The sequence below is a fragment of the Paenibacillus sp. CFBP13512 genome (assembly GCF_005233705.1).
In the GTDB taxonomy this organism is placed as follows: domain Bacteria; phylum Bacillota; class Bacilli; order Paenibacillales; family Paenibacillaceae; genus Saccharibacillus; species Saccharibacillus nuruki.
In genome coordinates this window covers 298,682-322,287 of the sequence record NZ_QGAD01000004.1, presented here as the reverse complement: position 1 = coordinate 322,287, position 23,606 = coordinate 298,682, and the positions used below count along the sequence as shown (strand labels likewise).

Annotated in this window: 19 protein-coding genes; 5 read left to right on the top strand and 14 right to left on the bottom strand. The window is 40.1% G+C overall.

The genetic code is table 11. The annotated features are described in order from the left end of the window. Positions 1 to 151: 151 nt before the first annotated feature. The 3 genes from PaeCFBP13512_RS07975 to PaeCFBP13512_RS07965 form a co-directional block, all read right to left on the bottom strand. On the bottom strand, positions 152 to 1,249 hold the full coding sequence (locus PaeCFBP13512_RS07975; protein WP_069326981.1) for an acetyl-CoA carboxylase carboxyltransferase subunit alpha: 1,098 nt from the start codon (positions 1,247 to 1,249) through the stop codon (positions 152 to 154). Beyond that, positions 1,250 to 2,149: an acetyl-CoA carboxylase, carboxyltransferase subunit beta gene (gene accD / locus PaeCFBP13512_RS07970; protein ID WP_069326980.1), complete on the bottom strand. Its 900-nt coding sequence runs from the start codon at positions 2,147 to 2,149 to the stop codon at positions 1,250 to 1,252. A gap of 233 nt (positions 2,150 to 2,382) precedes the next feature. Then, positions 2,383 to 6,183: a DNA polymerase III subunit alpha gene (locus tag PaeCFBP13512_RS07965; RefSeq protein WP_137222530.1), complete on the bottom strand. Its 3,801-nt coding sequence runs from the start codon at positions 6,181 to 6,183 to the stop codon at positions 2,383 to 2,385. Between the two features lie 232 nt (positions 6,184 to 6,415). Here PaeCFBP13512_RS07965 and PaeCFBP13512_RS07960 point away from each other — a divergent pair, with 232 nt between their 5' ends. After that, on the top strand, positions 6,416 to 8,368 hold the full coding sequence (locus tag PaeCFBP13512_RS07960) for a methyl-accepting chemotaxis protein (RefSeq protein WP_069326978.1): 1,953 nt from the start codon (positions 6,416 to 6,418) through the stop codon (positions 8,366 to 8,368). Positions 8,369 to 8,640: 272 nt separating this feature from the next. On the opposite strand, the gene PaeCFBP13512_RS07955 is transcribed toward PaeCFBP13512_RS07960, so the two are convergent. From PaeCFBP13512_RS07955 to PaeCFBP13512_RS07930, 6 genes are all read right to left on the bottom strand, one after another. Continuing rightward, positions 8,641 to 9,978 carry a DRTGG domain-containing protein gene (locus PaeCFBP13512_RS07955; protein ID WP_069326977.1) on the bottom strand — a complete coding sequence of 446 codons (1,338 nt, stop codon included), beginning with the start codon at positions 9,976 to 9,978 and terminating at the stop codon, positions 8,641 to 8,643. Between the two features lie 226 nt (positions 9,979 to 10,204). Then, a complete protein-coding gene (locus PaeCFBP13512_RS07950; protein WP_069326976.1) occupies positions 10,205 to 10,552 on the bottom strand; it encodes a YlbF family regulator in 348 nt (115 codons plus the stop codon). 141 nt (positions 10,553 to 10,693) lie between these two features. After that, positions 10,694 to 11,380: an HAD family hydrolase gene (locus tag PaeCFBP13512_RS07945; protein WP_137222330.1), complete on the bottom strand. Its 687-nt coding sequence runs from the start codon at positions 11,378 to 11,380 to the stop codon at positions 10,694 to 10,696. A gap of 86 nt (positions 11,381 to 11,466) precedes the next feature. Further along, positions 11,467 to 12,858 carry a hemolysin family protein gene (locus tag PaeCFBP13512_RS07940; protein ID WP_069326974.1) on the bottom strand — a complete coding sequence of 464 codons (1,392 nt, stop codon included), beginning with the start codon at positions 12,856 to 12,858 and terminating at the stop codon, positions 11,467 to 11,469. A 62-nt stretch (positions 12,859 to 12,920) separates the two neighbouring features. Next, a complete protein-coding gene (gene yfkAB, locus PaeCFBP13512_RS07935) occupies positions 12,921 to 14,054 on the bottom strand; it encodes a radical SAM/CxCxxxxC motif protein YfkAB (RefSeq protein ID WP_069326973.1) in 1,134 nt (377 codons plus the stop codon). A gap of 98 nt (positions 14,055 to 14,152) precedes the next feature. After that, a complete protein-coding gene (locus tag PaeCFBP13512_RS07930; protein ID WP_137222528.1) occupies positions 14,153 to 15,595 on the bottom strand; it encodes a bifunctional metallophosphatase/5'-nucleotidase in 1,443 nt (480 codons plus the stop codon). 108 nt (positions 15,596 to 15,703) lie between these two features. Between PaeCFBP13512_RS07930 and PaeCFBP13512_RS07925 the strand changes: the two genes are divergently transcribed. From PaeCFBP13512_RS07925 to PaeCFBP13512_RS07915, 3 genes are all read left to right on the top strand, one after another. Beyond that, positions 15,704 to 16,435: a molybdenum cofactor biosynthesis protein gene (locus PaeCFBP13512_RS07925; RefSeq protein ID WP_137222328.1), complete on the top strand. Its 732-nt coding sequence runs from the start codon at positions 15,704 to 15,706 to the stop codon at positions 16,433 to 16,435. 89 nt (positions 16,436 to 16,524) lie between these two features. Next, positions 16,525 to 17,571 (top strand): HD-GYP domain-containing protein, encoded by a 1,047-nt coding sequence (locus tag PaeCFBP13512_RS07920; RefSeq protein ID WP_137222326.1) that lies wholly within the window; start codon positions 16,525 to 16,527, stop codon positions 17,569 to 17,571. 237 nt (positions 17,572 to 17,808) lie between these two features. After that, positions 17,809 to 18,438: a 3'-5' exonuclease gene (locus tag PaeCFBP13512_RS07915; RefSeq protein ID WP_137222324.1), complete on the top strand. Its 630-nt coding sequence runs from the start codon at positions 17,809 to 17,811 to the stop codon at positions 18,436 to 18,438. A gap of 68 nt (positions 18,439 to 18,506) precedes the next feature. On the opposite strand, the gene PaeCFBP13512_RS07910 is transcribed toward PaeCFBP13512_RS07915, so the two are convergent. The 4 genes from PaeCFBP13512_RS07910 to PaeCFBP13512_RS07895 all read right to left on the bottom strand — a co-directional run bounded on the left by PaeCFBP13512_RS07910 (position 18,507) and on the right by PaeCFBP13512_RS07895 (position 21,500). Next, complete coding sequence (locus PaeCFBP13512_RS07910) at positions 18,507 to 18,833, bottom strand: MmcQ/YjbR family DNA-binding protein (RefSeq protein ID WP_069326969.1); 327 nt, start codon at positions 18,831 to 18,833, stop codon at positions 18,507 to 18,509. Positions 18,834 to 18,997: 164 nt separating this feature from the next. Beyond that, on the bottom strand, positions 18,998 to 19,921 hold the full coding sequence (locus tag PaeCFBP13512_RS07905) for an NADP-dependent oxidoreductase (RefSeq protein WP_137222322.1): 924 nt from the start codon (positions 19,919 to 19,921) through the stop codon (positions 18,998 to 19,000). Between the two features lie 43 nt (positions 19,922 to 19,964). Beyond that, complete coding sequence (locus tag PaeCFBP13512_RS07900; RefSeq protein ID WP_069326967.1) at positions 19,965 to 20,426, bottom strand: MarR family winged helix-turn-helix transcriptional regulator; 462 nt, start codon at positions 20,424 to 20,426, stop codon at positions 19,965 to 19,967. A 6-nt stretch (positions 20,427 to 20,432) separates the two neighbouring features. Beyond that, a complete protein-coding gene (locus PaeCFBP13512_RS07895) occupies positions 20,433 to 21,500 on the bottom strand; it encodes an alkene reductase (RefSeq protein ID WP_137222320.1) in 1,068 nt (355 codons plus the stop codon). Positions 21,501 to 21,902: 402 nt separating this feature from the next. On the opposite strand from PaeCFBP13512_RS07895, the gene PaeCFBP13512_RS23580 reads away from it, so the two are divergent. Beyond that, positions 21,903 to 22,031, top strand: a complete 129-nt coding sequence (locus PaeCFBP13512_RS23580) for a hypothetical protein (RefSeq protein ID WP_275094486.1) — start codon at positions 21,903 to 21,905, stop codon at positions 22,029 to 22,031. Positions 22,032 to 22,195: 164 nt separating this feature from the next. On the opposite strand, the gene sufB is transcribed toward PaeCFBP13512_RS23580, so the two are convergent. Then, positions 22,196 to 23,593: a Fe-S cluster assembly protein SufB gene (sufB, locus tag PaeCFBP13512_RS07890; RefSeq protein WP_069327101.1), complete on the bottom strand. Its 1,398-nt coding sequence runs from the start codon at positions 23,591 to 23,593 to the stop codon at positions 22,196 to 22,198. Positions 23,594 to 23,606: the final 13 nt, after the last annotated feature.

Below are 23,606 nucleotides of genomic sequence, written 5' to 3'. Positions count from 1 at the left end.
TTCCTCCGTTTTTAAAGGTCTCTCTTTATTTTGTTTTCCCAACATGACTTGCCGAAGCCATTCAACAAGTCCCAACAATTAAATTTACTACAGTTTGTCTACTTTGTATAGAAGATTGTCAAAATTCCTCAGAAATTGTGGAAAGGCTCAATTAGGAATGACGCTTGGAACGTGAAGATTTAGCTTTCATTTCTTCTTCATTCCCAAGAATAGGTTCCACATCGGATTGCAATTCTTCTTGAGGTTGATCTTCTATATTCACTTCGGATCTACTCGCTGGCAATGTGCTCATCGCTTGCTCTGTAAATTCACCAATTTTACGGAATTTCTGATAACGATCTTCAATCAATTCAGCTGCATTCATTCGAGATAATTCTCGTAAATGAACAAGCAGATGCTTTTTGATCGCTTCACCTGTTGCTTCGTAATCTTTGTGTGCTCCACCTTTAGGTTCAGGCACGATGTCTTCTACAACTTCCATACGAAGCAAATCTTCCGCTGTAATCTTCATCGCTTCTGCGGCTTGATCGGCTTTGGACGCATCTTTCCAGAGGATGGATGCTGCACCATTTGGAGAAATCGCTGAATAGATCGCATTTTCTAACATAAGTACACGGTTACCTACACCAAGTGCCAGCGCACCGCCACTACCGCCTTCTCCGATCACGACACAGACGACAGGAACACGTAGCTTCGCCATTTCCCATAGGTTACGAGCGATCGCTTCAGACTGTCCGCGCTCCTCTGCTGTATTACCCGGATAAGCACCCTTGGTATCAATAAATGTAATAATCGGACGTCCAAATTTCTCAGCTTGCTTCATCAGACGCATCGATTTACGGAATCCTTCAGGATGCGGACTGCCAAAAAAGCGAGCAATATTATCTTTGGTATCTTTACCACGTTGATGACCAATAATCGTTACGGGATGTCCATCCAATTTGGCGATACCGCCCACAATCGCTAGATCATCACCATACATACGATCACCATGTAACTCCATAAAATCACTAAATACGATCGAAATCAGATCCAGCGAAGTAGGACGTTGTTGATGTCTTGCCAGATGCATTTTCTGCGCAGGTGAAATCTGACTGTATATTTCACTTTCCATCTGACGATATCGTTCTTCCAAACGTGTAATCTCATCGTTGAAATCTATTCCTTTTTCCTGTCCGAATTGCTTCAGCTCGTCAATCTTTTTACGCATTTCAACGAGAGGCATTTCAAAAGGCATCTCTCCTGCCACTTAAAATCCCCCTTTTCCACTGTGAAAATCCAACAATTGCGATAATGTAGACTTCATCTCTTTACGATGAATCACCATATCGAGTTGACCATGTTCCATATTAAATTCTGCGGTCTGAAAATTCTCTGGCAATTTCTGACGAATCGTCTGTTCAATAACAATACGTCCAGCAAACCCGAATAATGCTCCCGGTTCAGCAATATTAACATCTCCAAGCATGGCAAAACTTGCAGATACTCCGCCCATCGTAGGATCGGTAATTACAGAGACATACAGTCCTCCATTTTCTTGAAAACGAGCCAAAGCTGCGCTTGTTTTAGCCATTTGCATCAGACTCAAAATACTTTCTTGCATACGTGCTCCGCCTGAAGTAGAGAAAATAATCATCGGGATCTGACGAGCATCTGCATGCTCAATCGCACGAGTAATCTTTTCACCTACAACCGAACCCATACTTCCGCTAAAGAAGTCAAAGCTCATTACCGCAAGTACTGCCGGTTGACCATCGATCAGACCTTCACCTGTAATAACGGCATCACGTAGTCCGGAGTTCATTTTCTGTTGCTCAAGCTTACTTGCATACCCGGGGAATTTCAAAGGATCTTTGGATTCCATACGAGCATCCATTTCGGTAAATTGTCCATCATCTACTGTCATCATAATGCGGTCAATCGCATTCAGACGCATATGGTAACCACAGTTAGGACATACTTTCAGGTTTTTCTCCAGTTCTTTGCTGTAATGAATCGTGCCACATTTGCTACACTTGTTCATTAAGCCTTCTGGAATCTCACGTTTGGGACGCTCTTGTGGCTCTTCACCAGACTCTGTTTCATTCCCCCAACGTTGGGATGGAATGGTCGCATATTTCTTTTTCTTTTGAAATAAATCTCTAAACACAACTACACCTCTCCAGCCATGTACGTATTCCTCAGCGATGGAATTCATATCATATATTGTTCATTTATACCGAGCCTAATTGGACTTAAAAGAATAACGAAGCGGTTACAGCACTTTAAGCCCACATAATGGGATAATGATAACATACCACACTTTTTTATCGCAACAAAGATAAGTGAAGATAAATTGGCACATTGACGGGTTGACAATCAATGTGCTCTAGCATAATAGACTTATTTTACTTTAACTGTGCCTTCGCCTAACATCTGCTCCATTTCCTGAAATAGCTCAGGTGAAGGTTTGATGCTATACGTTTCACTAAGATCAAATAATTTTTGCGTTTCTTCATAAAATAACAACGTACCTACAGGCCCCGGATGACTCGCTAATAGCTTTTTGAGTACTGCTAATTTATCTGCTTGTTGAGCTTCTTTGGTAATTTTGATAAATACACGTTGCTTCAATACCGGTTCAGGATGACTGTCGGTATGAGGTGCATCATTTACTACACTGGCTACACCTGAAGCAGATGAAGAAGGAACCGTCTCTTGCTCAGTCGGCGCTACACTTTTCGCAGACGTTGTACTTTTGGTATAAGGCTTAGCGGTTGAAGTGGATGACGATTTGTTGGTCTGTTTGGTCTGTGCAGTAGCTTTATTTTTGGCGATATGCATCCGTTGACGAGCTCTGGTCGCTAATTCGCGTGCAGACTCTTCACTCAACGTCACTACTTCTTCAGCTAACAATTTGAATCCTTCATCTTCTTTTTGCAATTTACCACGTACACTGAGCAGTAATCCTTTATCTACTAACGTACTACTTTTACGCCACACTTCAGGGAAAAGAACAACTTCGCACCGTTCAATCTGATCTTCAAGCTCCATAAAAGCCATCGATTTTCCTTGCTTGGTTGTGATCAGTTTAAGCGATACGACCATACCTGCTACAGCGACAATACTTTCATCTTCGCCTTCATGTAGATTCATCAGACGGGACAATCCACTATCTTCGATCACTTGCTCATAATCATCTAACGGATGTCCTGATAAATACAATCCTAACAATTCACGTTCAAATTCAAGTTGTTCTCCGGTTGTATAAGGCGCAACATCTGGATAAGATACTTCCCAGTTATGGGTCTCTACAAATCCCAGATCGGCAAACATTTCTATCTGTAATTCTTCCCGTTCTTTGCGCCATTTGGCAGCTTCTTTGATCGTATCATCAAGCATCGTTAATAATTGTGCACGGTGTCCGGGTAGACTATCAAATGCACCTGCTTGGATCAAAGATTCAATTACACGCTTATTACACGCTTTGGGATCGACACGACGGCAAAAGTCGATCAGGCTATCATACGGACGATCTTGACGTTCTTTAATAATGCTATTAATCGCTTGTGTACCGACATTTTTGACTGCGCCTAGACCGAAGCGAATATTACCTGTAGATGAAGAAGTTTGTGATGAATTCGGTGATTCTGACGATGAAGCTGTATCTTGAGCCTCCGCATTCTCATCATCAGTTGCCGATTCTTTAGATAATAATTGTTGCTCTAACTCTTGTTGCATCGCTGCTGTTACCGGAGTAAATGTCACTCCACTGGTATTCACATCAGGTGGTAATACTTCTATACCGATACGACGACATTCCAATACATATTCAGCTACTTTACGATGTGTTCCCATTACAGCAGTTAACATCGAAGCGATAAATTGTACCGGATAATGCGCTTTGAGATACGCCGTCTGAAAAGCAAGTACACCATAAGCCGCTGCATGAGCTCTCGGGAATCCGTAATCTGCAAATCGTACAATCATATCGTAGACCACATTAGCTTCTTGTTCAGTGTAAGACTGTTCTATACTTCCTTTAACAAAATGCACCCGTTCCTCATCCAAAATTTCGCGCTTTTTCTTCGAAACCGCTCGGCGTAGCAAATCGGCTTCTGCCAGTGTAAATCCAGCCATCTGTGAAGCAATCTGCATAATCTGCTCTTGATACACGATAATGCCATACGTATCGCTCAGGATCGGTTCCAAATCGGGATGTGGATATTCTGGAACGGTACGACCATGCTTGGATTCAATATATTTGGGAATAAAGTCCATTGGACCCGGACGATACAAAGCCACCACCGATACAATATCTTCAAAGGCTGTAGGCTTAAGATCACGCAGCACACGCCGTACACCCGGAGATTCCATCTGGAACACGCCCATTGCATCGCCTTGGCTTAGCATTTCATAGGTCTGTGGATCATGGTCTGAAATCTTAGAGAAATCAACAGGATGTCCTTCTTGTTCTGCTATCCATGTCATACAGCGTTCCATAATAGATAATGTACGTAGACCCAGAAAGTCCATTTTAAGCATACCAATCGATTCTAGACTTTCCATCGGATATTGAGTCAATACGGCAATCTCACTACCTTCTTGGATTGGCACAATATCAGTTAATACTCCACTTGAAATCACTACCCCTGCGGCATGCGTAGAAGCATGACGTGGCATACCTTCAACCTTAAGCGCTGTATCGATCATTTCACGAACAGGTGCAGACTTTTCATAACGATCACGTAATTCGGGAACTTGATCTAACGCTTTGCTGATTGTCATGCCAACTTGAGCAGGAATTAACTTGGCGGCTTTGTCTGTATCTGCGTAAGGAACATTGAGTGCTCGTCCTACATCACGTACGGCTGCACGCGCAGCTAATGTACCAAATGTAATAATCTGTGCCACATGGTCTCTTCCATATTTGGAAACGACATATTCGATCACTTCATCACGGCGTAGATCACTAAAATCGATATCAATATCAGGCATAGTGATCCGCTCAGGATTAAGAAAACGCTCAAATAACAATTTGTATTTGATCGGATCGACATTGGTAATTTCCAGTACATAAGCAACCAGACTTCCTGCTGAGGAACCCCGCCCGGGGCCTGTTACAATGCCTTGAGCATGTGCATATTTCATAAAGTCCCATACAATCAGGAAATAATCGGCAAATCCCATACTACCAATTACCTTTAATTCATAATTTAAGCGTTCTTCGATGTGTTGACGTTCTTGAGGATCTGTCCAGTACATCGTATCTTGATAACGTTGCTCTAATCCTGTACGACACAATTGTTCCAAATAACGTTCAGGTGATAATTCATCTGGAATCGGATAATACGACGGTAACAGTGATTCGCCAAAAGTCAGTTCCAAGTCACAACGATCTGCAATAACGTTTGTATTCGTAATCGCTTCAGGCACATGACGGAATAACGATTCCATTTGCTCACTGTCTTTTAGATACAATTGATTCGTTGGAATCCGAAAACGACCTTCATCATCCATTGTTTTACCGGTACCAATACAGATGAGAACATCTTGCGTTTTGGCATCTTCTTCTGTTAAATAATGAACGTCATTGGTAGCGACTAATGGAATATTAAGCTCTTTAGCCAGATTGATTAATAACGGCATTACTTTTTTCTGTTCAGGAATATGATGATCTTGCAATTCTATATAGAAATCTTCACCAAAAATCGCTTGATAACGAAGAGCGGCTTTTTTGGCTTCTTCCGGTTGTTCATGTAATAAATGTTGTGGAATCTCTCCTCCAAGACAAGCACTCAGGCAAATAATACCTTCATGATACTGTTGCAATACTTCAGCATCCACACGAGGTTTGTAATGGAATCCTTCTAAATGTCCAATCGAACTTAATTTCATTAGATTACGATAACCGATCTCATTTTTGGCTAGTAACAATAAATGATGAATCGGTTGATCTTTACGTGCTGCTTTTTCTTTACGTGATCCAGCAGTGTAATACACTTCACAACCAATAATCGGCTTAATACCATGTTGCTTACACGCTTTATAAAATGGAATCGCTCCATACATTACTCCATGATCGGTAAGAGCCATTGCTGTCATGCCTGATTCTGCGGCTTGGCTCACAAGATCCCTTATGCGCGCAGCCCCGTCCAGTAGACTGTATTCGCTATGCACATGCAGGTGAACAAATGGGGTCATACGCTTCCCTACTTTCGCTAAAATCATTGATTTTCAGATCGGTTTTGAATCACAATCCATTACTTCTTATTTTATCATATCCGTCAATAAATGATGCATCTGTTGTTAGATAGGATGGGTTATTACGCTTATTTCGACATATGCTGACAAAAATTCTAAACTTATTGAAATATTTACCGATAAAATCATCAATATCAAATTTGATTGATTTTATCTATCGGGGGAAATAACAATGAAAAAGCAATTGATTATGATTATGTCGTTAATCGCACTTATTCCATTACTGGTGTACGGAACGTTCAGTATGATTAGTACAAGCAACAAAATTGAAAAAGATGCGTACAGCATGAATGAACAGAATGTGAATTTGGTTCTTCAAAAAACAACAGCTTTAATTAATTCGGAAATTGAGATGTTGCAACAATTATCTGAGAATCCAGAGATCAAAGAATATATACCCGCACAATTACCACAAGTTAAAAATTTATTATCATCTGTCGGCAAATTACATCCTGAAATTCAAGCGATTATCTTTACCGCTACCGACGGACAACAAATTGCTAAAAGTTCAGATGGCGATTTGAGCAATACAAGTGATCGTGATTATTTCAAACAATTGATGGCGACTCAAAAACAAGTGATTTCGGATATTTTGGTCAGCAAAACGACTGGTAAAAAGATCGTTACTGTTGCTTACCCTGTATTCGATACGACTAACACACTAAGTGGTATGCTTCAAGTGACTTTACCTTTAGATAATATGAGTGCATATGCCAAAGAATTTTCTACAAACGGTCAGACAGCTTATATTGCAGATCGTACGGGAACGATTCTTGCTCATCCTGATACGAATTCACTGGATAAAGATATCAAGGATACTCCTTCTTTCCAAAGTGCTTCACAAGGGATTGCAGGCACACTATCGTATGGTGAAAAATCAGATCGAGTATTGGTTTCTTATGCCAAAGATCCGTTAACCGGATGGAGTATTTTTAGTGAAAAGCCATATAACTTAATTATGGCGGATTCTACTATTCTATTACGGAACAGTATCATTATATTAGTGATCTCTCTGATCCTTGCTATTATAGCGGGTTACATTTTCTCTACTCGTCTAACCAAACCGATTATGCAATTGGTTAAAGTTACAGAAGCTGTCGCAAATGGCGATCTTACGTCCACATGGGATATCAAATCCAAGAATGAGATTGGTGCATTATCTAATGCTCTAGCGACGATGACGAACAGTCTACGAGAAATGGTGTCTCATTTAAAAGATACATCCCTTCATCTTGCTTCTTCATCCGAACAATTAACAGCGAGCGCTGGTGAAACGTCTAACGCTTCTCAACATATCGCTTTATCGATTCAAGAAATGGCTGAAGGCTCAGATCGTCAAATGGAATATGTAGGGCATACGTCAACCACCGTGAATCAAATGGCAGATGGTATTCAAGGAATCGCAAGTAGTGCTCAAGAAGTGGCTTCCAAAGCAGTTATGGCTTCAGACAAAGTTAATGAAGGCGATACCGCTCTCAAAGCGGCTGATACGGAAATCAATAAATTGAAATTTATTTTCGGAGAGCTTTCCGGTTCGGTTCATAGTCTTAACAATCATTCAGAAACGATAGGACAGATTGTCAATGTGATTGCGCAGATCGCTAAGCAAACGAATCTATTATCACTGAATGCCGGAATCGAAGCTGCTCGTGCAGGAGAACATGGTAAAGGATTTAGTGTAGTGGCTAAAGAAATTCGTAACTTAGCTGATGAAGCTTCTTCTTCTGCCAGTCAGATTAGTGCTCTAATCGATAGTATTCAGTCTGAGATCCACACAGTTGTTGATCGTACAGAAGCAGGCTCTCAAGAAGTACTTCAAAGTATTTCGGCTGTGCACACGGCAGAACAATCATTTGGCCTGATTCGTCAGTATGTACAAGAAGTGACTTTCAATATCCAAAGTGTATCAGATGCTTCTTCTACACTTTCAAAAGGAACAGAGCAAGTGATCCGTTCGGTTCATCAAATGTCAGACATTACGAATACCTCAGTAGGTGAGATTGAATCGGTATCTGCTGCAACCGAACAACAATTAGCTACGATGGAAGAAATCGCTGCTTCTTCTGAAGTATTATCTGATGTCGCTCAAGAGTTAAAAAGAATGGTCGAGAAATTCCAGGTCTGATAATGGGTTGCTGTAGTGAGACTAGCATGGATACATGAAATAGGAATTTTGTAAAAAAAGAAGCGCTACAGGTGAGTTGATCCTGTAGTGCTTCTTTTTATTGGACTAGGCGCACTTATGGTGCCAAGTGCTGATCGTAAGATATTTTGCTTCGCAAAAATCACTTTTTACTGAAATGGGTCGCACTTATGGTGCCAAGTGCTGATCGTAAGATATTTTGCTTTGCAAAAATCACTTTTTTATTAGACTAGGCGCACTTATGGTGCCAAGTGCTAGTGGTCAATGGATTGTAAGGTTAGGATACATTTGGCTACGGGTAGTTCATCGTAGGACATTTGGATTTCTAACTTACATGTGCGGCGGCTGGATTCGAGTACAATTGGACGAATGACTACGGCATCTTCAATCTGTATCGGACGTAGAAAATACGTGCTCATATTGTCTAACACGTAATCGAATCCGCTTAGTAATTTGGCGGTACGTGTTGCTGCTTGGATCATGACTGTTGTTAAGATTCCCTCGGAAATAGTTCCCAAATCGGTAGCCATCTGTGGAGTAATAAAGCCATGAAATACGATACCACCATCTTCATCTTTTTCTTCTGCAAATCCATTCCAGATCAAATGATCGAATGTTTCACCTGTACCTGTATTCGGTTGTTGCTGGGCATCTCTCATCGCTTGCAGTACTTCATGACGGGTCACCGTGCTGATCAATTTGCGATTACGATCGACGATTGGTAAAAAGTCGACACCTTCCCACATCATCGTCTGTGCGGCTGAAGCAAGCGAAGTCTGTAACGTCGCTGTAATCGGGCGACGAATTAATACTTTTTCGATTGGCTGTTCTGCGGGTAGTTCTTCGATTTCTTTTCGTCCTACAATCCCAATCACTCGATTCCATTCATCCACGACCGCTAAACGTGCATAGCCTGTTTTCTCAGTCATTTCACGAAAATCTTGAGCTGTACTTGAAGCTTTAAGCACTTCTGGCTTCGGCTTACCTGCAATAATATCTTCAACCAGCATAATTTTCTTTTTGATCATTCGGTCAAAAATAGCACGGTTGATCATTGAAGCCACTGTAAACGTATCATGACGGGATAAAATAATAGGCAAATCACATTGATCTGCTAAAGCTTTCACTTCTGTACTCGTGCCGAATCCTCCGGTAATCAAAACAGCTGCTCCATGTTCCAGTGCAAGCGAATGAGCATCTTCACGGTTACCGACAATCAATAAGCTTCCTGCTTCAACATAACGCATCATCGCTTCGACTTTCATCGCACCGATCGCATATTTCACAAGCGTTTTATTCAGTCCACCGCTTCCGCCAAACACTTGACCGCCGACAATCTCAGCGACATCAGCAAATGTAAGTTGCTCTGAGATTCCGCGTGGTTTCTTTTCTACACGTATCGTACCTATACGTTCACGGGTCACTACGATTCCCATATTTTCGGCTTCTTTCACAGCACGATAAGCAGTTCCTTCGCTCACTCCCATATGTTTGGCTAGTTTACGAACAGAAATTTTACTGCCTACTTGTAGCTTTTCAATATGTTGCAATAACTGCTCATGCTTTGTAATCGTCTCATCCTGTTCTTCCAACTGTAACACCACCGTTCTTGATCTGTATCACTCTGAATTGATTATAGCACAAAAACAAGCGCCTCCAACCATAGATATCTGGCTAGAGGCGCTTGTGATGGCACTATTTTGATATATCTTTTTAAAAATACATATGTATTCAAAAAAATATATACTTTAAATTTAGGATAGTTATTCACCTGTTATAATTTCATTATAGCTATTTACTGAAACAGATGGTTACGAATTATACGTTGTCGCCGCCGTATAGATCGCTCAAGCTTTCTGTAATAATTTTGTTAATATCTTCAATAATTACACTTAGACGTTGCTCTGCATCGAACAAACGACGAATATTCAAGTTCAAGTTCAACACTTCAAATACTTTTTCCATTTGTTCCATTTCTTCCGGGTTCGGCATATCTCCAGACATCATACGTTGTTGAACTTCCATTTGACGCGTACGGAAATCATCTAACATACGTTTGCTTTCTGGATCACTTTCGATCAGTTTCATAGCAGCTGTAATATCTTCTACTTCTTTACTTTCACGGATCGATTTCGATAGTTCATTAGCTTTGTCATAAATATTCATTATTGTATCCCTGCTTTCTTTAATATCATTTTTATATTGTACCCAATCATTTGCGATTTGAACTTTTACAGATTAACTGATTTGGTTACAGAAGTAAAATAACGGACACTCATATAGAGGTAAACCCCTTATTTTCACAGGTTATTCTGCTTGATCATAAAGCGTAATTAATTGGTCAAATGAAGTAATAATCACATCCGAACCTTCCAGTTCAGCAGTATCTCCAAAGTCTGCATAATTACAGCCAATCACAACCTGTCCATTCTTTTTGCCTGCTTCAACATCGGAAGAACGATCTCCGACCATCCACGCTTCGGTCACATGATGGGTAGTCATTAATAATTTTACCAAATCGACTTTGGAAGCCGTATTGTACTCTCCAGCACTGTATACTCCTTCAAATAAAGGCGTTAATTGATGAACATCGGCTGCGCCTTTAACATAGCCTTCTAGACCGTTACTCGCTACAAACAAACGTACACCTTGATCATGCAAATACTGTAGCGTTTCAGTCACTTGTGGATACATTGCAGAGATGCCAGCTTCCATTTCGTCTAGTTGCAATTGTAACAATAGTTCATTCGCTCGTGCCACTGTAGGCGCTCCAGCACCTGGAATAACACGTTCCCAGATATGTTCTAACAACATGCCCAGACAGCTCAAAATAATTTCTTCCGGTGGCGTTTCTCCGTAATATAGACCTTCTTGCTTTAGAATTTCAAATGTTTTGTGATAGGCAGGTAAAAGAACCGTTTCTGTCTGAAAAAGAGTACCGTCCATATCAAACATCATCGCTTGAGGCTTGTGTAACTTCGGCTGTTCATTCATCAGTGTAGCTCCTATCTCTATGTATGATGGGCAGCATAACACTGCCCTCAAATCAGGTCTAACTTATGGTATAGCACAACTATTATTTAATCGGAATCATTGTCGTGATCGTTATCATCATCTTCAATCTCAGGAACAGGATAAATACGTACACGCATAATGCGCAGACGTTCTGCTTCAGCCACTTCAAATGTGACGCCATCCAGTTCTACTTTACCGCCTGTTTCCGGTACACCTTCAAGCTCTTTAAACATCCAACCACCGATTGAATCGACTTCATCATCATCGATCTCAACACCACTTAACTCATTGACATCTTCGATCAACATCCGTCCATCGACTGAAATGGTATCCCCATCTCGTTCCAAATCAGGTCGTTCATCTTCAAACTCATCATACAATTCGCCTACGATTTCTTCCAAAATCTCTTCTGCGGTTAAAATCCCTGCGGTTCCACCATATTCATCGACAACCAATGTCAATTGAGAATGATTTTTCTGCATCATCTGTAAAACATGACTAATTTCCATTGATTCAGGCACATTCAAAATAGGTCGTGCCAGCGCCACTAAATCATACGGTTGGTTCACAGGAGATAATAATACATCTGTAATATGCACAAAACCGATAATTCGGTCTTTATCTTCTACGGCTACAGGGTAACGTGAATGTTTGGTTTCATTGATAATCGCCAAATTTTCTTCTTTGGACAAATTCGTATACAAGCAAGTCATATCGGTACGTGGCAACATGACTTCACGAGCAAGTAAATCAGAGAACTCAAAAATATTGTTCATCAGTTCCATTTCGCCTTCATCAATCACACCGCTTTTGGCACTTTGATTCATCAAAATCCGAATTTCTTCTTCCGAATGAGCAGCTTCGGCTTCATTAGCAGGTTCAATACCTACTGTACGCAATACAGCGTTAGCAGCTGCATTTAATACCCAGATAAACGGGAAAAATACACGGTAAAAGAATAATAATGGTGCTGAAAGCAATAACGACACGCCTTCTGTACGCTGAATCGCTAATGATTTTGGAGCCAATTCCCCTATAACGATATGTAGAAATGTAATTACAGCAAAACCAATAATAACGGAAATCGTCGTAACTAATGGAGATTCACCGAATCCTAACTTATACATAATTGGTTCGACAAGTAATTCCGAGATCGCAGGCTCACCAATCCAACCGAGTCCAAGAGATGCCAGCGTAATCCCAAATTGGGTAGCTGATAAGTAAGCATCCAGCTTCTTGTTGACCTTAAGCGCGTATCCTGCAAGCTTGTTGCCTTCACTCTCTAATTGAGTCAAGCGAGAATGACGTACTTTCACAAGTGAAAATTCAGCAGCTACAAAAAAGCCATTTAAAAATACGAGCAGTAAAACCAAAGCCAAATTCAATACTAAAGTTCCTATCTCAAACTCCGAATGGCCCAACCAGAACGCCCCATTTCTTCCATAGTTAATCAGCATTCTGCGTTATTCTGTTGTTGTCTCTATTTTACTTCAGTGGATAACGCAAAATGCTTATTGAATTACAAAATAGCTTGTCGTGATTTAAAATCTGTATCTTTGTAATACATATCTGCAACTAATAGATTCGGTCCACAGCAAGATGCAATATCACAATGGCAATTGACAGTCTGATTTAACGGATGATTGTTACTCCATTCGCTAAATACATCGTCAAGCTGACTATGAGACACATTCCCAAACGCTGGAATCGCTGCAAAATCGGTTACAAATACATCACCTGTAAACATATTCACATTGACCCGATTACGTCCATCTGGATCATTACGGACGGTAACATTAGGTTCACGACGCAGACGCTGAATCAATTGACGATCTTCCACTTCTGAATTACAAGCAAAAAACGGCAATGTTCCAAATAACATCCACATGTCTTGATCCCGATGATCCAACAGATCATGAATCGCTGTGCGGAATTCAGCCAGTGAAACTACAGGTAGATTAGCTGCAAAGTCAGCCGCATACATCGGGTGAACTTCATGACGACGGCAACCCATTTCTTTGATCAATCGATGAATCTCAGGCAACTTGTGATGAGTACGATAATTGATCATCGTCTCTGCCGAAATAAACATACCGGCTTTGCTTAATATTTGAGAATTTTCAATCATTTTATCATACATTTTGACAGCGACTTCACGAGGAACAGGATGTCCGCTATTCGCAAAACCCACCTCATGAAAATCATCCACCGATGTATAGTTAAATGAAATATGCATCACATCTAAGTACGGCAATAATTTCTCATACCGACCAATATCCAATGTTAAATTAGAATTGATCTGCGAACGAATACCACGCTCACGCGCATATTTAAGCAAAGGCACGATGACTTCATCCACCGTTTTTTTGCGGAAAGTCGGTTCACCACCTGTAATACTGATCGTCTGAAGATGTTCTACTTCATCTAATCGTTTGAGCATTAAAGGTAAAGGAATCATATCAGGTTCACGCATGACCAGTGAATCTCCAACCGCACAATGTTCACAACGCATATTGCACAGATTCGTCACCGTCATCTCGACACTGGTTAACGTATTACGTCCAAACTTGCGAAGTGATAGCAATGGGTCCCACGGATCATAACTTGGGGATAACTCTTTGAGTGGCCATTCACTTCTTTGTATTACTGTCATTTGCTTTCACCTTATTTCATGTATTAACCTTAAATCATGTATTGCATAACGTTCTTTGACTCATTAAATATGCAAAATATGACGCAAGATCTCATTTATCATACCATAAACCATCGTTTTTCGGCAGACGCTAACGCTGCTCCTGGTGTCTGTAACTGCATCCGTAATAGATCGCGGATAAATTCAGGCAATATATATTTGACCTCGTTACTTTCACTAAGCGACATATATCCAATCCCAAATGTAAACATATCCAGACAACCTACACTGTATTTTTTCTCAGCTTCGAGCAGTTGATCCCCTAACTGAATATGAGTAATACGATCATAAGCTGGTCGTGATAGATCATACGAGATATCAATGCCATCTACACAGAGACAACCTAATACTTTACCTCGAAAACCAAATCCCATAATCGTTTTGTGTGTAAATTCAGGCAACAATGATTGCTCTAACGCTAATTTGATATTTTTTCCTTGAAGCAAGGTTACACATGGATTAACAGGCGAGGGACACAGACGATGTAGCAGACCTTCTGTCACTTCTCCTGCGGGCAGATCAGCCAGTAGTTGACCTGCATTCACGATCGACAACTCTGCCCCTGTAAATTGACGTACAGCCTGTGCAAGCAAATTACCAAAGGGAGACTCTGTTTCGTAATTAATTTCGATAGGCGCTTCTAACATGGCGACTGTACGATTCATACGTTCTTCTGCACGTTGTCGATGAAGAACAATCGCATTTTCGATAGAGACATCTCGTTCCATATTTTCAGTGATTGGAATCAATCCACCATCCAGTAGATGAGCACGAGCGCCTTGTGTATCTTTTTTCCAGACCATTTCTCCGATATACTGACCGAATTTGCCTGCGGCTCCAAGTACCGTTGTCCCGATCCACAGCGGACGATCTAGCACATGGTGACTATGCCCTCCCAAAATCACATCGATCTCAGGTAACTGCTCAGCAAGCTTCTGATCGGTCGGTAATCCCAAATGAGACAATACAACCAATAAATCTACCTCGCCCCGTAGCTTGGCTACCCATGGCGCTAGACTGGATATAGGATCACTAACATTCCAACCTAAGAGTTCATAATAATCGCTATATTGCGCTGTTGCTCCGATAAGACCTATTTTCCATGTTCCTTTGTGAATAATCCGATGTGTCTCCATCCATACAGGCGGAACACCACTCTCTATCTCTTCTACATTACTACAAATAATCGGGCAGCTAATACCCGCATACGCTTGATTCAATAATTCTGGTGTATACGTCAGACCTTCGTTATTACCGATCGTTATCGCATCATAACCGGTCATATTGATAATATCGATATTGGCTCCACCTGACGATCCTTCTGTCTCGATAGACATCCGATCCATATGATCTCCAATATCCAGTACCAATAGTTGATCTTCACCACATTGTTGCTTACGATCGACTACTATCGCTGCAATCGCACCCATATTTTCAAAATGACTATGGATATCATTTGTGTGTAATAGTGTTAATGTATCTTCAACTTCATTCATGTCCATCATTTGTATATCCTCCTGCATCCGATCCCTTGAATTAGGGTTATAATAGCTATATGAACTTATGATATATTAAAGAGATCCAAAAAGCACATGGAGGCGTTTAATACTATGCAACAATATACTATCCGATTATTTGCAGGTCTTGCTGAACGTGTTGGCAAATCGCAAGTTATTATAGAAGTTCCGCAATCTCAGGACATATCAGTCGCCCAAATGAAAGAACTTTTGTCTGAGCAATATCCTGATGCAAAAATAATGATTCAAGGAGCCTTCGCAGCTGTTAATCAAGAGTATGCTTTAGCCGATAATATCATTAAGCCTGTGGATGAAATTGCTTTGATTCCTCCTGTATCCGGTGGCTCAGGAATAGAACCTAGCACTTCACAGACAGCGGACGGTTTATACCTCATTACCAGTGAGCCCTTACAAGCTGAAGAAGTGATCGCTAAAGTGATTGATCCCAATCACGGGGCAACACTCACGTTTATCGGAACCACTCGTGAAATGACAGGTGCTATGCAAACTGTTCATTTAGAATATGAAGCTTATATACCTATGGCACTTCATCAGTTACAGAAGATTGGAGATCATATTGCATCCACATGGACAGGAACACGTTGTGCGATCAGTCATCGTATAGGAACTGTTGGCATAGCGGAGACCAGCGTGATTATTGCTGTCTCTTCTGCTCACCGCAATGATGCGTATGAAGCCAGTCGATTTGCTATAGAACGTCTCAAAGAAACCGTACCAATTTGGAAAAAAGAGATCTGGGCAGATGGTTCAGAGTGGAAAGGGGTTCAGACAGGTCCTTGGAACCCTACTCAGCCAAAATCTTGAGCTATAGGAACTGATTTTAACCATTGATCCTGCTTTTTTTTCCTGATATGATACATTTACAATTTGTTTAATAAACGGGGTGCCCACTATTGAGAGTGCATGTTACCGATTTGAAGCCGGGAGATACGCTTCTTAGAGATACATTCAATACATTCGGCATTCATATTATGCAAAAGGGCCATACTCTTCAGCGGGAAGATATTGCCAAGCTGCTACAGCATGGTGTGGATGATGTCGACATTGAAGAAGTTTTCTCAGAACCTGCCGATATTAGCCAATCTTTATCTAGCCATCCCCTTCAAGATGCTAAAGTTCAATTTAATAGCGCTTTAGAAGGATTTGAAGATTTATTTTTGAATGCTGCGGCGCGCGGAGAATTCGATGGCAGTCAAGTAGATGCCAAGCTAGAACCTTTACTTACAGAATTACAAGAACAAAAAGATGTCGTATCTGTTTTACTTTTTCTCAACGATGATAATAATTATACCTATACTCATTCTCTTCAAGTAGGGATGTTATCTTATTATTTAGCGACATGGATGGGATATACAGAACAAGAAGCATATCAAGCAGGCAAAGCCGGTTATCTACACGATGTAGGTAAATCCAAAATACCGAGTCATATTCTAAATAAACCCGGTCGGCTAACTACAGAAGAATTCGAAGAAATGAAGCGTCATACGATTTATGGTCATGATATCATTATGCAATCTACAGGAGATAAGATCAGTGCAATGGTTGCTTTGCAACATCATGAACGTATGGATGGCAAAGGATACCCTCATGGACTTAGCCTTGATGAAATACACCCTTTATCACGTATTACAGCTGTAGCGGATGTATACAGCGCTATGACGACAGCACGAGTGTATCAGACCAAACAAGAATTGCTACGTGTATTGAAAGAACTGCACAAAATGAGCTTTGGCCAATTGCACGCCGAAACCGCGCAAACGTTTATCCGAAATATGTTGCCTAATTTTATAGGCAAACAAGTATTGCTCAGTTCTGGAGAAGTTGGTCAGATTATTATGACTAACCCATCTGACTTCTTCCGTCCATTGATCAAAACGGACAAAGGATTCACAGACTTGGCGATGCAATCGAATTTGGATATTGAAGAAATTTTTATGTAAGTTATTCATGTCATTGTTCAGACTTAGCTGAGAGTGAGTTTATATTCTCAGCTATTTTTGTGTTTTTATATCTTAGAAGTGTGGCTATGTTAATTGTTTATAATCAATTTACACCTATTCATTGTTCTAAAAAGTTCGTAATTTGAAGATAAACATGAAATAATTAAAAGATGTACTAATTGATCATGAATCAACAAAGAATATATAGCATCACTTTAGATAGGAGTGTAGATCATTATGGATTTTGTTACTGTTGACTTCGAGACTGCGAATTCCAGCCGATCTAGCGCCTGTTCCATCGGTATTGTGGAAGTCTCTCAAGGACAAATCGTTTTTGAACAAGAATGGCTTATTAACCCTAATCAACATTTTGATCCAATGAATATCAGTATTCACAAGATTACGCCTGCGATGGTCAAAGGACAACCGACTTTTCAAGAGTTATGGCCAACCCTATTGCCTTTTTTTGAAAATAAATCGATTGTGGCGCACAATGCTTCATTCGATATGAGTGTGTTACGTTATTGTCTAGATCATGCGCTACTGGATTATCCTGCTTTTGACTATTATTGTACGTATCTGTTCAGCAAAAAAATACTGGCACATATGCCTTCTCATAAATTAAATGTGATCTCGAACCATTATGGCATTACTTTTAACCATCATGATGCACTAGAAGACGCACGAGCGACAGCCAAAGTGTTATTGAAGTTGTTGGAACAAGAAGAGCATATCAGTCCAGCAGAACTTGCCAAAGCACATGGCTATCAGATCGGGCAGATGTATGCAGGTGGATATACTTCTTTTTCTGCTTCTGCTGGAAAAAGCAAAAAGAAATTCGCATTCCGTCCTAACACAAGAAAATAAAGATAGTTTATTTCCCAGATGCGAACCAGTTACTTCGCCTTTATAGATAAGGACTGCATAACAGAATATTACTTGGTCATTTCATAACTGGTACTGATTAAGTACTTCATATCTTTTGCCGAAATAGAACCGTCCAATATCAACGAATTCCAATGGTCTTTGTTAAGATGATATGCAGGTATGATAGACTCATATTCTTCGCGCCACTGCTCGATCATACCCGGTTCACATTTCACATTAATCCAGATATGATCTTCTCTTTCAAAAATCCATGCGAACGTTTTTTTGTTGTGCTGGTGTCTGATTAAAGTCCAGTTGTCATCTTTAAACGGATGATCTGCATATACATTATCGTATGCCATACAGTAATCTATCGCTTCTTGCCTGCTTTTCATGTTGGTTCATTCCTTTTTAGTTGAAATAGAATTTAATAATCGACATTCACTATGCAAAACAATACAAAAAAAGACTTGTCGATATACAAAGTAGTGGAACTTTACCTAGCATAAAGTTCCACTACTTCTATCGTCAAATGATTATGTTAACAATAAATATTCTTTTAGATTTTCAAAAGAATTCTGCCTCTACCTCGTCTACTCTCACTTCTTTGCAAAGCTTCTGAAGCATCTTTCAAATCGAAAATACTATCTATTTCTGTTTTTAACGTTTTGTCGGCTATTAAACGGGTGATGATCTCCAAATCGGTTGGTGTAGGGTTTTCAGTATTAAATTTGGCGGTGACATGATGCAGATCTGCATTCTGTTGTGAAGGTTGTTTTACTAGAGATACCAATATTCCTTGTTCTTTCAGTAAGCTCCACGATCTATCTTCTGTTTCTCCACCCACCAGATCCACGACTACATCTACTTGATCAATTTCTGTTTCAAACGAAGTAGTTGTATAATCAATCGCCTGATCTACACCTAATTCTTTGATAAATTCAATATTGGAAGTAGATGCTGTTCCGATCACGGTAGCCCCTTTCCATTTCGCCAATTGGACAGCATATTGACCTACACCACCTGCGGCTGCATGAATAAGTACCGTCTGACCTTTTTCTAGATTTCCTTCTGTGAATAAAGCTTTCCAAGCAGAGTCTGCACCACCTTTAATAGTCGCTGCATCTTCAAAGCTCAGATGATCTGGCATTTTCACTAATTGGTTGGTTGCAGCTACACTGTATTCAGCATAGGAACCATTAGCGATTCCAAAGACACGATCTCCAGGTTGGAAGTCTGTAACGTCAGCAGCTACAGATACAATTTCTCCTGCCATAGCGTTACCCGGAATATAAGGAAACGAAGTTGGGAATACCACTTGGAGCCAGCCATTACGAATTTTAAAATCTAACGGTATAACAGACGCATATTTGATCTGTACAAGCACTTGTCCGGCTTGAGGAACAGGGATATCTATACTTTTTAATTCCATGACTTCAGGTCCACCGTAATTAGAAATAACAATCGCATTCATTTTTCCCATGTGGTCATCTCCTTGTATCTTGATTGAATTTTTTATTTCTTTGTTATAACGTGTCGTCGATATCTAAAAAGGCTTCTACGTTGGCAGTCATCTGGTTAGAAATGCGTATAAACATTTTCAATTCTTCTTCTGAAATATCTTTTAGAGTAATGTCTTCTAAGGCTTTCCATACTTCGGCAATCTCATTTACAGCCTGTCTACCTTTATCTGTTAACATGACGTTTGTAATTCGTTTATCTTCTTCGGATCGCTTTCTGATAACAAATCCACCATCTTCTAAGCGCTTTACCGATTTTGCGACTGTCGAATGATCCAGTCTTAATGTTCTTCCCAAGCTATTTTGAGATTGCCCATCTTTGTCACCTAGCTGCATCAACATAATTTCTTGTCCCGGATATAATCCGATTTTGCGTAATAACTGCGCTGCCAATCCTCTATGTGATCGTGCCAAAGCAAATATAGAAAAATTAGCTGAATAACTTGAAATGTCAGATGATTGTGTCACGTTATATCACTTCTTTTCTTTTAGTGTAGGATAATCAGTATATCCTTCACGACCCCCTGCGTACAATCCATTTGGGTTAAGTTCGTTCAGATCTGTACCTTTTTTCAATCGTTCTACAAAGTCTGGATTAGCGATAGCCCAACGACCTATAGGTGCGATATCTGCCAGATCATTTTCGATATCTGTTCCAATATCTTCTAAAGCGCGATCCGGTCGATTAACGAGTAAAACCGATTTCCATGCTTGGCGAACTTCTTTGAGAAATTCATCATTTTGATTGGATACGATATGCAAGTAAGCGAGATTCAATGCATTCAATTGGTTCGTTAGATAAAGGTACAACTCTTTATTAGCATCTTCTTCCACGATTCCTCCAAGAGCCATACCCGGGGAAATCCGAAAACCTACACGATCTGCTCCAATCTCTTCTACAACAGCAGTTACGACTTCTAAAGCAAAACGAACACGATTCTCAATCGTACCTCCATACTGATCTGTTCTATGATTAGCATTGTTGGCAAAAAACTGATGGAATAAGTAGCCACTTGCTCCATGAATTTCGATACCGTCTGCACCCGCACGAATCGCCGACGCAGCAGCATGACGAAACTCTTGAATCGTACGTTCAATTTCTTCTATAGTCATTTCTTTAGGAATGGGAATATCTTTCATTCCTTCTGCTGTAAACATACCTACTTGAGGAGCAATAGCTGAAGGTGCCAGTGCTTGACGATGATGTGGCGTATTATCGGGATGAGACATTCTTCCGACATGCATCAATTGAATATATAGATAACCGTTATTTTCATGCACTTGATCCGCTACATTTTTCCATGCTTTAATATGATCTTCTGTATAAATACCTGGAGTTGTTAAATACCCTTGACCATCATCAGAAGGTTGCGTTCCTTCACTGATTAAAAGTCCAAGTGAAGCTCGCTGAGCGTAATACAGAGCCGCTAAATCGCCTGGTCTTCCATCTGCATGTGCACGACTTCGAGTCATCGGTGCCATGGCTAATCGATGATTAAGTTTCATATGACCTACATTTATAGAGTCCCATATATTTTTCATTTCACATTCCTCCAATATATTTATGTTGCCGGCAACTAAATAATACTATAGATATATGTGGTTGGCAACACATATATTAAAAATTTTCAAGATATTCTGAAATTGTTTATTTATATTAAGTATATTTATTCATTGATATATCTCATCTATGTCAAATAAAATAGTCGCTTCCTTAGAAACAACTATTACAATTCCAATCCATTATTCAATTCGTAATATCCCTTAATTGATGATTGCTATACGATCAATTCTCTCTTGCTTATATTGGATCTTCGTCATACCTCTCTATTTTACTTATGTCTGGTTAAGATAAAATATCTCTTACTCATATATTACATATACTTCCATTAGATATAATTATTTGATATAGTATTTTTTAATCTAAAGAAAGAGGTGTTACATATGAAAAAATATTTAGCTATTTTAGGATTAACTGCTATTCTTGCTTTGTCTGTAGGTGCTGTTGCTTCAGCCGCTGAGCCAGCTGGTTGTTCTTCTCAATCAAATGCCTTTTGTTGGACAGATCTTTAGACTAACCGAGCTGAGCGCTTTTGCTCAGCTTTTTTATATGTAGATCAAAAATAATTAACTTAGTCCATATAAAAATACATTTATTTAACAAAAAAAGGGACAGAATCGGGGCAATCCCCTTTTCTGTCCCTCTTTTCAATTCAAAATCCTTACTATAAAAGGAATTAACCGATAGAACCTTCCATCTCAAACTTGATAAGACGGTTCATTTCTACTGCATATTCCATAGGCAATTCTCTTGTAAATGGCTCGATAAAGCCCATAACGATCATTTGTGTTGCTTCATCTTCACTTAGACCACGACTCATCAAGTAGAAGAGTTGATCTTCAGATACTTTAGATACGGTCGCTTCATGCTCAAGCGTGATGTTATCGTTCTTGATCTCATTGTACGGAATTGTATCTGAAGTGGATTGGTTATCCAGAATCAGCGTATCACATTTGATATTGGATTTAGAACCTTCGGAATTACGTCCGAATGATGCTAGACCACGATAGGTTACTTTACCACCATGTTTACTGATCGATTTAGACACAATCGTAGATGTTGTATCTGGTGCAAGGTGAATCATTTTTGCGCCAGCATCTTGATGTTGTGCTTTACCTGCAACAGCGATAGACAATACCATACCTTTAGCGCCGCGTCCTTTAAGGATAACCGCAGGGTATTTCATTGTTAATTTAGAACCGATGTTACCATCTACCCATTCCATGGTTGCATTTTCTTCAGCAACAGCACGTTTTGTTACCAAGTTGTAGATGTTTGGAGCCCAGTTCTGAATCGTTGTATAACGTACACGAGCATCTTTTTTACAGATGATCTCAACAACAGCACTATGCAATGAGTTCGTGCTGTAGATCGGCGCTGTACAGCCTTCTACATAGTGAACCATACTACCTTCGTCTGCGATGATTAGCGTACGCTCAAATTGACCCATGTTCTCGGAGTTAATACGGAAGTAAGCCTGCAAAGGCACTTCACATTGTACACCCTTCGGTACATAGATAAAGCTTCCGCCTGACCATACTGCACTATTCAATGCTGCAAATTTGTTATCGGTTGTAGGGATAACTGTAGCAAAGTATTCGCGCAAAATTTCTGGATGTTCTTTCAAAGCTGTATCGGTATCCATAAAGATAACGCCTTGATCTTCCAATTCTTTTTGCATGCTGTGGTAGACCACTTCAGATTCATACTGAGCGGATACACCAGCCAAGAATTTTTGCTCTGCTTCAGGAATACCTAATTTGTCAAAAGTTTCTTTGATTTCAGTCGGTACTTCTTCCCAAGTCTTACCTTGTCCTTCAGATGCTTTAACATAGTACTGGATATCGTTGAAATCCAAGTCACTGATGTCGCCGCCCCAGTCTGGCATAGGCATTTTTTCAAATTGTTCCAAAGCTTTCAAACGGAATTCTAACATCCATTCAGGCTCATCTTTCATGCGAGAAATTTCCATTACGATCTCTTTGTTCAGTCCTTTACCGGATTGAAAAATCGACTTATGCTCATCACGGAAACCATATTTATATTCTTCCATTTCTGGTGCTGTTTTAGCCATTTGTGTAGCCTCC

Coding starts and splice junctions, on each gene's coding strand:
- PaeCFBP13512_RS07965 (WP_137222530.1), bottom strand. CDS start 6,183: ATGACCCCATTTGTTCACCTGCATGTGCATAGCGAATACAGTCTACTG.
- PaeCFBP13512_RS07960 (WP_069326978.1), top strand. CDS start 6,416: ATGAAAAAGCAATTGATTATGATTATGTCGTTAATCGCACTTATTCCA.
- PaeCFBP13512_RS07950 (WP_069326976.1), bottom strand. CDS start 10,552: ATGAATATTTATGACAAAGCTAATGAACTATCGAAATCGATCCGTGAA.
- PaeCFBP13512_RS07945 (WP_137222330.1), bottom strand. CDS start 11,380: ATGAATGAACAGCCGAAGTTACACAAGCCTCAAGCGATGATGTTTGAT.
- PaeCFBP13512_RS07940 (WP_069326974.1), bottom strand. CDS start 12,858: ATGCTGATTAACTATGGAAGAAATGGGGCGTTCTGGTTGGGCCATTCG.
- yfkAB (WP_069326973.1), bottom strand. CDS start 14,054: ATGACAGTAATACAAAGAAGTGAATGGCCACTCAAAGAGTTATCCCCA.
- PaeCFBP13512_RS07930 (WP_137222528.1), bottom strand. CDS start 15,595: ATGGACATGAATGAAGTTGAAGATACATTAACACTATTACACACAAAT.
- PaeCFBP13512_RS07925 (WP_137222328.1), top strand. CDS start 15,704: ATGCAACAATATACTATCCGATTATTTGCAGGTCTTGCTGAACGTGTT.
- PaeCFBP13512_RS07915 (WP_137222324.1), top strand. CDS start 17,809: ATGGATTTTGTTACTGTTGACTTCGAGACTGCGAATTCCAGCCGATCT.
- PaeCFBP13512_RS07910 (WP_069326969.1), bottom strand. CDS start 18,833: ATGAAAAGCAGGCAAGAAGCGATAGATTACTGTATGGCATACGATAAT.
- PaeCFBP13512_RS07905 (WP_137222322.1), bottom strand. CDS start 19,921: ATGGGAAAAATGAATGCGATTGTTATTTCTAATTACGGTGGACCTGAA.
- PaeCFBP13512_RS07895 (WP_137222320.1), bottom strand. CDS start 21,500: ATGAAAAATATATGGGACTCTATAAATGTAGGTCATATGAAACTTAAT.
- PaeCFBP13512_RS23580 (WP_275094486.1), top strand. CDS start 21,903: ATGAAAAAATATTTAGCTATTTTAGGATTAACTGCTATTCTTGCTTTG.
- sufB (WP_069327101.1), bottom strand. CDS start 23,593: ATGGCTAAAACAGCACCAGAAATGGAAGAATATAAATATGGTTTCCGT.